General features: G+C 68.6%; 8 protein-coding genes. All 8 read left to right on the top strand.

What is annotated here, in order from left to right; all coding sequences use genetic code 11:
* Positions 1 to 180 precede the first annotated feature (180 nt).
* The 8 genes from ABD230_RS03725 to ABD230_RS03690 all read left to right on the top strand — a co-directional run bounded on the left by ABD230_RS03725 (position 181) and on the right by ABD230_RS03690 (position 12687).
* On the top strand, positions 181 to 3027 hold the full coding sequence (locus tag ABD230_RS03725; RefSeq protein ID WP_344369547.1) for a family 78 glycoside hydrolase catalytic domain: 2847 nt from the start codon (positions 181 to 183) through the stop codon (positions 3025 to 3027).
* 127 nt (positions 3028 to 3154) lie between these two features.
* The gene (locus ABD230_RS03720; protein ID WP_344369545.1) at positions 3155 to 3871 is read left to right on the top strand and encodes a GntR family transcriptional regulator; all 717 of its coding nucleotides are present in this window, start codon (positions 3155 to 3157) and stop codon (positions 3869 to 3871) included.
* A gap of 233 nt (positions 3872 to 4104) precedes the next feature.
* Complete coding sequence (locus ABD230_RS03715) at positions 4105 to 7419, top strand: glycosyl hydrolase (RefSeq protein ID WP_344369544.1); 3315 nt, start codon at positions 4105 to 4107, stop codon at positions 7417 to 7419.
* A gap of 131 nt (positions 7420 to 7550) precedes the next feature.
* A complete protein-coding gene (rhaS, locus tag ABD230_RS03710) occupies positions 7551 to 8597 on the top strand; it encodes a rhamnose ABC transporter substrate-binding protein (protein WP_344369543.1) in 1047 nt (348 codons plus the stop codon).
* Positions 8598 to 8840: 243 nt separating this feature from the next.
* Positions 8841 to 9548 (top strand): TetR/AcrR family transcriptional regulator, encoded by a 708-nt coding sequence (locus ABD230_RS03705; RefSeq protein ID WP_344369542.1) that lies wholly within the window; start codon positions 8841 to 8843, stop codon positions 9546 to 9548.
* Between the two features lie 154 nt (positions 9549 to 9702).
* Positions 9703 to 10971 (top strand): FAD-dependent oxidoreductase, encoded by a 1269-nt coding sequence (locus ABD230_RS03700; RefSeq protein WP_344369541.1) that lies wholly within the window; start codon positions 9703 to 9705, stop codon positions 10969 to 10971.
* 51 nt (positions 10972 to 11022) lie between these two features.
* Complete coding sequence (locus ABD230_RS03695) at positions 11023 to 11469, top strand: flavodoxin domain-containing protein (RefSeq protein ID WP_344369539.1); 447 nt, start codon at positions 11023 to 11025, stop codon at positions 11467 to 11469.
* 27 nt (positions 11470 to 11496) lie between these two features.
* Entirely contained in the window at positions 11497 to 12687 is a 1191-nt protein-coding gene (locus tag ABD230_RS03690; RefSeq protein ID WP_344369538.1) for a cytochrome P450, read from the top strand.
* The last annotated feature ends 19 nt before the right edge of the window (positions 12688 to 12706 follow it).

Here is a 12706-nt window from a genome sequence, read left to right as displayed (position 1 = left end):
CTTCCGGTTCGCCGCATCCCCGCTGCGCGCCCGCCCAGCGCGCCTGCGAGCCGTGCAGTGGGGGCGACCAGAAGGGAGGGACACATCAGATCGGCAGTTCCACTGCCTTGCCTGCCTCGAAGTGAAACGTCTCACTTCGCTCGGCGCCCGAAGTTCGATGAAGCACGGAAGGACATAGCAATGATGCACTCGAAGACCGGACCGGTGAGCTCACTCGGTCCTCCGATCGATCCCACTCGACGTGGGATCCGGCGTTCCCGGCTGGCCGCCCCGGTGATCGCCGCCGCACTCGCGGTCGGCCTCGCGGTCCCCGTGACCGCCGCCCAGGCCGCGCCCGCGGGCAAGCTCGACGTCTCCGGGCTGACCGCCGAGCACATGACCAACCCGCTCGGCCTCGACGAGACGGCCCCCCGCCTGGGCTGGATCGTCGGAGCCGACTACAACGGCGCCCGACAGACGGCGTACGAGATCCGGGTCTCAAGCGCGAACGACAACTCGGGCGACGTGTGGTCGTCCGGGAAGGTGACCTCCGATCAGTCCTACGACGTCGAGTACGGCGGCCCGGACCTCGATTCCCGCACGCGGTACTACTGGAGCGTCCGCGTCTGGGACGACTCCGGCAAGAGCTCGCCGTCGGCCTGGAGCGACCGAGCGTGGTTCGAGACGGCGTTCCTCGATTCCGACGAGTTCGAGGGCGAGTGGATCGGCCGGACCGATGTCCGTCCTGCTTCCGAGACGCCCGAGGCCCTCCTGCGGAAGGAGTTCGATCTCGACAACAACGGGATCCGGTCCGCCCGGCTGTACATCGCCGGGCTCGGCCTGCACAAGGTGTACCTCAACGGCGAGCGGGTCGGCGACCACGAGCTCGACCCGGCGTACACTCCGTACGACCAGCGCGTGCTCTACGTCACGCACGACGTGACCGACCTGCTCGAAAAGGGCGAGAACGCGATCGGCGTCAGCCTCGGACGCGGGTGGTACTCGGCCTACGGCGAGAGCGACATCACCCGAGCCGCCTGGCTCAGCGAGCCCGAGCTGAAGCTCGAACTCGACGTGACGTACGCCAACGGCGAGACCGAGCGCATCGTGAGCGACGGGAGCTGGACCGCGGACGACGGCCCGACGCTGAAGAACGCATCGAAGTTCGGCGAGACCTACGACGCCAGGCTCGAGCAGCCCGGCTGGGCCACGGCGGACTTCGACGACGCAGGCTGGGATGCCGCGGTGCTCACGACCGGCCCGACCGGCCGGCTCGACGCGCAGGACACCGAGCCCATCCGGGTCGTCGGCACGCTGGGAGAGCCGGAGATCAGCGCGGTGAACGACACGACCACGCTGTACGACTTCCGGACCACCGAGGCCGGCTGGGCGACGGTCGACGTCTCCGGGCCTGCCGGTGCGCAGGTCGTCATCAAGTACGGCGAGAAGCTCAAGGCCGACGGTACCGTCAACGACACCTGGGGCAACTCGGGCGCGCTGCAGACGTACACCTACACCCTGAAGGGCGACGGCGTCGAGAGCTACACGCCGAGCTACAGCTACGCCGGGTATCGCTTCGTGCAGATCACCAAGCCGGACAGCGTGGAGGTCCACGACGTCGTCGGCAAGGAGCTGAACACCGACGTCGCCAAGACGGGCGGCTGGTCGAGCTCGAACGAGCTCCTCAACCGGTACCACGACGCGATGGTCAAGTCGACGCTCAACAACCTGCACGGCATCCCGACCGACACGCCCATGTACGAGAAGCGCGGCTGGACCGCGGACGCGCACCTCATCGTGGAGAGCGCCCTCAGGAACCTCGGGACCGAGAGCTTCTGGGAGAAGTGGATGCTCGACCACAAGTACAACCAAGGTGCAGACGGCGGCCTGCAGACCTTCATCCCGCATCAGACGAAGGGCGGCGAGGACGTCGTCTGGAGCGCCAGCTACGTGTTCGTGAACCACGCGCTGTACTGGGAGCGCGGCGACATCCGCACGCTCGAGCTGAACTACGACGGAATGAAGAAGTGGCTCGAGAAGTGGATGACCACGGCCGCCGGCACTGGGTACATCGTCACCTCCCGGACCTGGGGCGACCACGAGCCCGCATACGGAGGCGGAATGAACAACCGCATCGTCTCCACGGCGTTCCTCTACGAGGGCGCCCAGAAGATGACCGAGATCGCGGAGGTCCTCGGTCATGACGACGACGCCGAGGCGTTCGCCGCCTTCGGTGCGCAGGTGCGCGACGCGTTCAACGCCGAGTACTTCGACGAGTCGACGGCGACGTACGACTTCCCGTACGCGGGCGGCGGGTTCGGCCCGGCGCCCACGCCGGAGGAGATCGTGCAGATCAATGCGAACCAGTTCCAGACCGACAACGTGCTCCCGCTCGAGCTCGGACTGGTCCCCGACGAGTACCGCGACCAGCTCTGCGAGAACCTGATCGAGGACGTCGTGGTCACCCAGGACAACCACGTCACCACGGGCGCGACGGTGCTCAGCGACGTCCTGCCGAACCTCACCGAGTGCGGCGGCGCCGAGGCGGCGTTCGACGCCGCCGTGAACCCGACCTTCCCGGGCTGGGGCTTCTGGTTCCTCACGCTCGACGGGAGCACGGGGCTCGGCGGTGAGGAGATCATCGTGGACACGCACTGGGAGGCCTGGTACGAGGGGGCACGGTCCCACGACCACGCGTTCCGCGGAACGATCGACGACTGGTTCTACGAGTACGTCTCGGGCCTCACGGCCACGGCGCCGGCGTACCGCGAGGTGCAGGTCAAGCCGTACGTGGTGGGCGACCTCACCACGGCCTCGGCGACGACGACCACGCCGCTCGGCGAACTCAGCTCGAGCTGGGAGATCGTCGACGGCCGGTTCGTCCTGAAGGTCTCCGTGCCGGTCGGATCGAGCGGCACGGTCCTCGTGCCGGTCCAGGCCGGCGCGGCGGTCGAGCAGACCGGCGGGGCATCCGCGTCCGGCGTCGAGGACGGCTACGCCGCGTTCGAGGTCGGGTCCGGGGAGTACACCTTCACCACTGCCCACTAGCGGGAGGGAGACGCGGAGGGGCGGCTGCGAACGCGGCCGCCCCTCCGTCGTGCCGGCATCCGCTCCAAGCCGCTCGGACGTCAGGACATGCGAGTATGGTCTGAACTGTTCAAGCGGCGGAGGCACGATGTCCACGAGCGCAGCCGAGACGAGTCTGGCTGAGCAGGCCTACCGGGACCTGCGCGCGCGCATCGTGCGCTTGGAACTGCCGCCGGGGGCCAAGCTGAGCGAGCGCACCCTCGCAGTGAAGACCGGATTCGGGATCACCCCGATTCGGGAGGCCCTCGCCCGACTCCGGCAGGAGCATCTCGTCGAGAGCCTCCCGCGGGTGGGCACGAGGGTCGCGCCGCTCACGCTGCGCGACATGCGCGAGATCCTCGACGTCTGGTCCCTCATCGGTCCCGAGGTGTTCCGGCTCGGCGTCGCGCGTCTGGGGCCCGACCAGGTGGAGCACGTCCGACAGCTCGCCGAGGACGCCGTGCGCCTCCGGACCGACCCGTCGCGGGAGCCCCACGAGTGGACGGCGCCGTCTTCGGAGATCTACGACCTCCTCTGCCGCATGTGCGGCAATCAGCGTCTGGCGCGGCTCGCCAAGGACGCCGAGGCCGAGGTGCAGCGCGTGTTCTCGGTGATCATGAGCGACCGGGCCGCAGCTGAGAAGCTGCGAAGCGCCGAGATGCCGCCCTTCCCGCCGCTCGAGCCCGAGCAGGCCGAGTTGGCGGCGACCCAGATGGCCGAGTTCCACCGTCGCTTCGCGGACCAGATCCTGCAGATCGGCGCGACCTGGCCCTCGGTGCTCGACGCCGAGGTCGGGGTGCCGACGGTGCTCGCGACCGGCAGCTGAGCCGGATCCGCCCCCCGTGCGGGCCGGCCGGGAGGTCGGCCGGCCGCCCGCTCGGATGGTCCCGTCCGCCTCGGATCCGGAACGCAGGGGGACGTGATCGTCTCCGTGTATCTGCCATGGCAGTAACATCCTTGACGCATAGCAGGGAGGTGGATACCTTGGTGCGTACGCGCGGATGAATCCTTTCAATCCGATTTCGCACGGACCAGATCAACGACGATCAAGGAGCAGCCATGAGACCCGACCGGATGATTCCCGACCCTGAGCCCGGCGGAGCGCTCCGCGGCAGGCCTCGGCGCGGACGAGCCACGATCGCCACAGGCGCCGCCGCGGGCCTCGTGCTCGCGCTGCTCAGCATCCCCGCGGCGCCGGGATTCGCGGCCGACGATGCCATGGCCGAGGTGGAGCAGGTGTTCACGGAGCCTGCGCTGGCCGCCCGACCCATGGCGCGCATGTGGTTCCCGGATGCCGGAGCAGGCGCATCCGAGGAAGGCCTCGCACTCGTCGAGAAGCAGGTCCGCGACATGGCGCGAGAAGGCTTCGGCGGCGTCGAGGTGTCGTTCCTCGCGGACACCTCGGACTACGACAACGACGATGCGGCTGAGATCGGCTGGGGCACCGAGAACTGGCAGCGCGTGCTCAAGCGGTTGCTGACGACGGCGAACTCGATCGAGGAGGGCTTCAAGGTCGACATCACCATCACCTCGCACTGGCCGCCGATCGTCAACTCGATCGACCCGAACGACGACGAGCAGCAGCAGGAGGCGGCATCCGCCTACCGCAAGCTCACCGCGGACGACCTCGGCGACGTCGCCTCGATCCCGCTTCCTCCACAGAAGACCCGCGACTACCACAACGAGTTCGGCACCGACAAGAGCGCGCCGTTCCTCTTCGTGGACAAGCTCGCCGCGGCCACGCTGATCCGCGTCGAGAGCGTCGCCGCGAACGGGACGCCGGTCTTCGACCTCGAGAGCCTCACGGATGTCACGGACGCTGCAACCGCCCTGAGGGACGGCGACGACGACGCAGGGTACGCGGCGGGCATCCCCGATCGCACCTATGCGGACGCCAACGGCATCGACTACGACGCCGAGGTCCTGGCCAAGTTCGGTCCGGAGCCGGCCGATCCCTCGTTCGAGGGCAAGATCGACGAGGAGGGCAACCGGAAGCGGATGGCCGACTGGCAGTACGTGTACGCGGCCGACCTGAACGGCGTCGCCGCGCTCGACGGCTACGAGCCGAGCGCCGGCGACGGCCTCCAGGCCGGGGACTGGGTGCTGTTCGGCAGCTACCATCACGGGACCGGCCAGGTGATGTCTGGCGGAGCATCCGTGACGATCCACAACCGCTCCTACGCCACCGACTACTTCAGCGCGGGGGGAGTGCAGAAGGTGTTCGACTTCTGGGACGACCACATCCTCGACGCCGAGATGGTCGTCCTGCTGCAGGAGAACGGCGAACAGGGAACCAGCATCTTCGAGGACTCGATCGAGATCCACGCCGACAGCCCGCTCTGGACCGCCGACCTGTTGTCGGCGATGGGCGCCGACAACGGGTACGACGCGTCGGAGTACGCGCCGATCCTCGCGCTCGGCAGCGCCCAGTCGTTCGACGACCCGGCGATGGCCACCCGGATCCTCGAGGACAAGAACCTGACTCTCGGCGACCTGTACGCCGACGAGCACGCCGCTCGCATCAGCGACTGGACGTCGACCTTCGGGTACACCTACCGCGCCCAGGCGTACACGCTCGCGGGACTCGACATCGCCGCGGCCGCGGCCGCGGTGGACATCCCCGAGGGCGACAACTCGACCTCCGGAGACGGACTCCGCAACATCGCGGCGGCGGTCAACCTGACCGGCGGTGAACTCCTGTCGATGGAGACGACGACGTTCTCGGCCGACATCAACTCCACCTGGCAGACGGTCGCGCGAGAGGTCAACCGCGACCTCTCGCACGGGGTGAACCGGTCGATCTTCCACGGCTCGGCGTTCGCCCGGACGTTCAACGACTACGCCGACGCCTGGCCCGGGTGGAACTTCGTCTGCTGCGGCAACCGGAGCTTCTCGTCGTACAACGCCCGCCAGGTGTGGTGGGACGACGCCGATACGTTCAGCGACTACGTGGCGCGCAGCCAATCGGTGATGCAGGCCGGACGGGCGGACGTCGACCTCGCGGTCCTCCTCGGGACCGACACCGGCTTCCAGATCCAGAGCGGCAACTCCCTGCAGCAGCTCCTCGACGAGGGGTACTCGTACAACCTCCTCAGCGAGTCGCTGCTCGACGAGCCCTCGGCCGTCGTCGAGGACGGCGTCCTGGCTCCCGACGGGCCGGCCTACGGTGCACTCATCGTGAAGCAGGCCCAGCGTCTCTCGGCTCCGGCCGTGCAGAAGCTGGTGGGGTACGCGGAGTCCGGCCTCCCGGTGATCCTCTACGGGACGGACCTGACGAGGGTCTACGGCACCGAGAAGCCCGGGAACACCGACGCCGATCTGCAGGCGGCGCTGACCTCACTGCTGGCGATCGGGAACGTCGCGGAGGCGTCGACGCAGGCCGAGGTCTCGTCGCTGCTGGCGGGGTGGGGCGTCGAACCGGACGTCGAGCACCAGGTCGCGTCGCTCGAGGCATCGCACCGGGCCACGGATGCGGCGGACTACTACTACCTGTACAACGCGAGCACCTCCTCGGTGCTCTCCGGGGCGAGCGTCGCGCTCGAGGGTGAGGGCGTTCCGTACGAGCTCGACGCATGGACCGGCGAGATGACGCCGATCGCGGAGTACGGGGTGGTGGACGGTCGCGTGATCGTCGACCTCGACCTCGAGGTCCGCGACGCCGCGATCATCGCCCTGATCGGGAATGGTGCCGCGGACCAGCTCCATGCGGAGTCGGTGAGCGACTCCGGAACGGTCGCGTACCAGAACCCGAACACCGTCGTCCTTCGGACCTCGGAAGCCGGCACCTACGTCATCGACGGATCCGGGCAGCGCGATCCGAGCGTGACGGTCGGCGCCGCACCCGAGGCCGTCTCGCTCGCGGACGGCTGGGATCTCGAGATCGAGAGCTGGGGTCCCGACCCGGAGCGGAACGACGTGGACCCGACGCTGTCGAAGACGACGACGGCGGCGTTCGACGACGTGGCGCTCGGCTCGTGGAGCGACCTCCCGGCCACCGCCGAGCAGCTCGCGAGCCTCGGCGTCGACAGCATGAACGACGTCTCCGGCATCGGCCGGTACGAGCAGACGTTCACGCTGCCGAAGGGCTGGTCGGGCAAGGTCGGTGCGGTGCTCGAGCTCACGCACGCCGACGACATGATCGCCGAGGTCACGGTGAACGGGAAGACCTTCGACGACGTCGACCACTTCACCTCCACGATCGAGCTCGGCACGGTCCTGCACCAGGGCACCAACACCATCCAGGTCAAGCTGGACTCCACGCTGGGTCGCCGGATGGTCGCAGAGGGGCGCATCAACTCCTCGCAGACCTACGGCCTCCGCGACGTGAACCTGGTGCCGTACCTCGAGACGAAGGTGAGCCTGCAGGGCAGGTAGCCCGAGACCCGGGGCGTCTGCGCCCGACGCGCGGACGCCCCGGACCCGGATCACGCGGACGGCTGCCGTCGCGTGGTCCTCCACCTGGAATCACACAGAGTCGGTATCCGGCACCAAGGAAGGAAACAACGATGTTCACCAAGCAGCGCTCGCGTCGTTTCGGCGTGGCGATCACCGCGGCGGCTGCCGCGACGGTCCTGGCCCTGACGGGCTGTGCCTCGGGCGGCGGCGATGGCGGGGGTGACGGCGGCGATGGCGGAGACGCGAACCTGTCGGTCACGTTCCTGCCGAAGAACCTCGGCAACCCGTACTTCGACACCTCGTCGGCGGGCGGCCAGGAGGCGGTCGAGGAGTTCGGCGGCGAGTTCGCGGAGGTCGGCCCGTCTGAGGCGTCGCCGACGTCGCAGGTCAGCTTCATCCAGACCGCGGCGCAGCAGGGCGTGGGCGCCCTGGTGGTCTCGGCGAACGACCCGGAGGCGATCTGCGACGCCTTGGACGAGGCATCCAGCGCCGGGGTCAAGGTCGTCACGTTCGACTCGGACACCAACCCGGAGTGCCGTGACCTGTTCATCAACCAGGCCACCTCCGAGGGCATCGCGAAGGTCCAGGTCGACCTGATCGCGGAGCAGATCGGCGACGAGGGCCAGATCGCGGTGCTGTCGGCGTCGGCGAACGCGACGAACCAGAACGCGTGGATCGAGATGATGGAGGAGGAGCTGGCCGCCAGCCACCCCGACATCGAGCTCGTCGAGGTCGTGTACGGCGACGACGACGACCAGACCTCGTTCGACAAGACCGCGGCGCTGCTGCAGACCTACCCGGAGCTGAAGGGCATCATCTCGCCCACCACGGTCGGCATCGCGGCCGCGGCCCGCTACCTCTCGACCTCGGAGTACCAGGGCCAGGTCGCGCTGACCGGCCTGGGCACCCCGAACCAGATGCGCGAGTACGTCGAGGACGGCACTGTGACCGCGTTCGCGCTGTGGAACCCGGCCGACCTGGGCTACCTGGCCGCGTACGCGGCGCAGGCGCTGATCACGGGTGAGATCACCGGTGAGGAGGGCGACTCGTTCGAGGCCGGCAAGCTCGGCTCGTACGAGGTCGGCACCGACGGCACCGTGCTCCTCGGCGACCCCTACGTCTTCGACGCCGACAACATCGGCGACTTCGACTTCTAAGGAGTCACTGCACGCACGCGAACGGGCCCGGGGCGAACGCCCCGGGCCCGTCCCGTATTCGCCGTTCGAGTGCGCCATCCGGGGTCGAGTGCCGACCTTGTCGGCGCCGGAGGCGGCGCGCCGGCTCGATCGCCGGCAGCACGATGGGCAGGCGCGCCGGGAGCACAGTGGCTAACGCACGTTCGCCCACCGGGTAGGATCAGGTACTCGGTCACACGGTCCGTTCCACAGCCAAGGAGTGAGATGTCCGACGAGGTCAGCGGGTGGCGTGCAGCTGCGGTTGCGCTTCGGCAGCGAGTCGACGCGTACGACGGCGCTGCCCAGACCGAGGGTCGCATGCACATCCTGCGCGCTTTCCTCGGCCTCGCGACGCGTGACGGATACACCGCGGTGACGATGCGCTCGCTCGCCCGAGAGTTGAACATCAAGGCCCCGAGCCTGTACAGCCACTTCCCCGGTGGGCGTGACGAACTGGTCTCGGAGGTGCTGCGTTGGCACCACAATCGCTTCTACCGTTCGATCCTCGAGGCTATCGAAGGGGCCGAGTCCGCGGATGCGGCATGGGAGACATTGGTCTCGGAGCACGTCGAGCGTCAGTTGGAGATGCCCGAGTACGACATGATCGACCTGCTGATCTGGACCGATCGCCTCAGCAACATCCTCGCCCCGGACGTACGCGAGGAGGTCGCCGAACTCCACCGCCTCTACGCGCTCGTGTTCGTCGCCACGGCGGTCGACGTGGGGCACCGCGGCGACACGTCGCAGGCGGTCGAGATGGTGATGACGATGCTGGACGGCGTGAGTCGCTGGAGCGGGTGGGATGGCACGGCCGAGAGCCTGCACGGGGCGGTGGAGTCTGCGCGCTCGGTCGCCCGCGCCATCCTCGACGCGCCACTGGCGGGGTCTGCAGACCCCGTGGGCGCGGTGGGCATGCGTCCTGCCGCGAATTAACACCTGCGAAACATCGGCGTGACACCTGGTTTCCCTAGCTAACGTAAGTTAGCAGCCATCCAACCGGAGAACATCCTCTGACCGCCGTCATGATGACCCCGGAGAAGTCCTGCCGGTGGCTCTCGGAGTCCGGCCGAACACGAGGTGGCTCCTCATGAGAAAGCACGCAGCAGCACCGGCCTACCGCTCGACGGTGGCCATCGTCGGCAGCGGTCCGTCCGGGTGCTACACCGCGCAGTTCCTGCGCAAGTCGTGGCCCGGGTCCGAGATCACCGTGTTCGAGGCGATGCCCATGCCGTACGGGCTCGTCCGCTACGGGATCGCCGCCGATCACCAGGGCGCGAAGGCGGTGACGTCGCAGTTCGACCGCGTCTTCACCCGCATGGACGTCATGTTCGCAGGCAACGTCGAGATCGGATCGTCGGTCACGTTCGATGAGCTCCACGACGCGTTCGATGTCGTTGTTCTCGCGACCGGCCTTCCGGATGACCGAGGGCTGGGCGTGCCGCAGGATGACACGGCGCGTGTCGTGGGTGCCGGCGAACTGGTTCGCGCCCTCAACGGACACCCCGACGCCGGCCGCACGCTCGAACCGGTCGGCGAGGCAGTGATCGTCGTCGGGCAGGGCAACGTGTCGATGGACGTCGTGCGCATGCTCAGCAAGACGGGGGCGGAGCTCGACGGCTCCGACATCGAGGACGCCGTGCTTCAGCGCCTGCGGCCCGAGCCCGTGCGCGTCATCCATGTCGTCGGTCGATCCGGGGCAGCCGCGGCGAAGTTCGACATCGCCATGCTCCGCGAGCTGGGTACGCTCTCCGACGTTTCGATCGGCGTGACCGGGCTCGGCGACGACGAAGGAGCCATCCCGGAGCTCCTGTCCGAGCTCGCCGCTCGCGACGCTGCGGCGGTCCCCGAGCGGCGCACGCGCGTGATCTTCCACTTCGGGGCGACGCCGGCAAGCATCGGTCACGACGGCCAGAGGACCGTGCTCACCGTCGTCGACAGCGTATCCGGGGACGAACGTGCCCTGCAGGCTGACACCATCATCACGGCGATCGGCTTCTGCAACGCCGACACGACGCCTGCCACGGTGCCGGACGAGGAGTGGAGCGGCGACCGCGTCTACCGCGTCGGATGGCTCGGCCGGGGCCCGCGCGGCACGGTCGCCGAGAACCGCAAGCACGCACAGTCCGTCGCGCAGACCATCGTCGCGGACGCCGCAGCCGGGCGCTTCCTCCTCGGGCGGCCCGGTCTCAGAGCGGTGTGGCCGCGCATTCAGCACGACGCCGTCACGTTCGACGACTGGCGCCTGATCGACGAGGTCGAGCGCACCTCCGCCGGGCCCGGACGGTGCAGGCGCAAAATCACCGATCTCGCCGAACTGCTCGAGGTCGTCGCGACCAAGGCAGCGATCAGCGCCTGAGCGCGCTCATCCCGACATCGACCACCCCACCGCACGAAGCGAGACAGAGACATGAGCGCTATTCCGATCATCTTCGGGACCGAATCCGGCAACGCCGAGATGGTGGCCGACGACATCGCCGAGGCCCTGACCGACGCCGGTCACGACGCCGAAGTCGTCCCCATGGAGGACTTCGAAGTCGCGGACCTGCCGGACCACGAGGTCGTCGTCGTCATCACGTCCACCTACGGCGAGGGTGAGCTTCCCGAGACGACGGCCCCGTTCCACGCGGCGCTGATCGAGCAGGAGCCCGACCTCTCCTCGGTGCGGTTCGCGGCATTCGGGCTGGGCGACAGCACGTACGAGACCTACAACAACGCCATCTCGATCCTTCAGGCAGAACTCACCCGACTGGGTGCCGCCCAGATCGGCGAGACCTGCCGCCACGACGCCGCCAGCGGCCTGGACCTCACGATCGTGGCGACCGAGTGGGTCGACACGATCGCCGGCGAGCTCTGACCGCCTGACCAGCACGGGAGACACGACATGACCATCATCGACGACGCGCCCGGCGCCCAGCTGCCGTGGGGGGACCCGGGCTTCCGCCTCGACCCCTACCCGCTCTACGCGCGGGTGCGCGAAGAGCACCCTGTCTACCAGGACGACGACGGCGCGTGGGTCGTCAGCCGGTACGACGACGTGATGCACTTCGGCAAGCTCCCGATCATGAGCATCGTCGAGCCGGCGGATGGCGCGATCGGCCCGTGGACGGCGATGGCCAACACCGTCTTGTCCCATGACCCGCCCGCCCACACCGGACTGCGTCGCCACAGCAACAAGTGGTTCACGCCGAAGCTCGTCAAGGAGTGGGTGAAGTACACCGCGCAGGCCGTGAACGAGGCTCTCGATTCGATCGGCGAGGACGGCGTGATCGACGCGCACGTCGACCTCGGCACGATCCCCACCCACAACACGATGTGTCGCGTGATGGGTCTGCCGGACGACGATCCCATCCCCGCCGTCGAGGCCATCGCGGATGCCGTGAACGCGCTGAGCGCCGTGCCGACTCCCGAAGACATCGACAGGGGCGTGCGCGGCTTCGAGTACATGCTCGAGCGCGCCCAGCGCATGGTCGACGAGAAGCGGAAGAACCCCGGCGAGGGGATGGCCGACGCGCTGCTTGCCGCGGTCGACCGCGGCGAGCTGAGCGAGCGCGCGGCACTCGAGACGATCACGGTCTTCTGGGCATCCGGCGGTTCGAACCCGGCGTACCTCATCACGACCGGCATGGAGGAGTTCGCCAGGCACCCCGAGGTGTTCCACGCGTACAAGTCCGACCCGTCGGTGCGGTCCGCGATCATCAACGAGATCGTGCGGCTGCACCCGCCGGAGCTGTCGTTCCCGCGGTTCCCCACCGAGGACGTCGAGATCCGCGGCCACCGCATCCCGGCCGGCTCGCAGATCCGGTTCATGATCGGCGCGGCCAACCGCGACCCCGAGGCGTTCGAGCACCCCGAGGTCTTCGACTACCGGCGGCCGCCCGGGGCGAGCATGAACCTCTCGTTCGGTATCGGCCCCCACAGCTGCGCAGGCCAGGTGATCAGCCGGGCCGAGGCGGAGGTCATCTTCACCGCCATCGCCGAGCGCTACGACCACGTCGAACTCGTCGGCGAGGCCACCCATCTCTACACCGACCGGGCGCGGTTCTTCGTGAGCCGTCCCATCAAGCTCTCCTGACCCACCACCCTTCGGAAAG

The organism is Agromyces tropicus, from assembly GCF_039531345.1.
In the GTDB taxonomy this organism is placed as follows: domain Bacteria; phylum Actinomycetota; class Actinomycetes; order Actinomycetales; family Microbacteriaceae; genus Agromyces; species Agromyces tropicus.
The sequence above is the reverse complement of the archived record's forward strand: the minus strand, read 5'-3'. Positions and strand labels throughout refer to the sequence as shown.

Bases quoted from the DNA above. Each gene is read 5' to 3' on its own strand.
- ABD230_RS03725 (WP_344369547.1), top strand. From the start codon at position 181: ATGATGCACTCGAAGACCGGACCGGTGAGCTCACTCGGTCCTCCGATC.
- ABD230_RS03720 (WP_344369545.1), top strand. From the start codon at position 3,155: ATGTCCACGAGCGCAGCCGAGACGAGTCTGGCTGAGCAGGCCTACCGG.
- ABD230_RS03715 (WP_344369544.1), top strand. From the start codon at position 4,105: ATGAGACCCGACCGGATGATTCCCGACCCTGAGCCCGGCGGAGCGCTC.
- rhaS (WP_344369543.1), top strand. From the start codon at position 7,551: ATGTTCACCAAGCAGCGCTCGCGTCGTTTCGGCGTGGCGATCACCGCG.
- ABD230_RS03705 (WP_344369542.1), top strand. From the start codon at position 8,841: ATGTCCGACGAGGTCAGCGGGTGGCGTGCAGCTGCGGTTGCGCTTCGG.
- ABD230_RS03700 (WP_344369541.1), top strand. From the start codon at position 9,703: ATGAGAAAGCACGCAGCAGCACCGGCCTACCGCTCGACGGTGGCCATC.
- ABD230_RS03695 (WP_344369539.1), top strand. From the start codon at position 11,023: ATGAGCGCTATTCCGATCATCTTCGGGACCGAATCCGGCAACGCCGAG.
- ABD230_RS03690 (WP_344369538.1), top strand. From the start codon at position 11,497: ATGACCATCATCGACGACGCGCCCGGCGCCCAGCTGCCGTGGGGGGAC.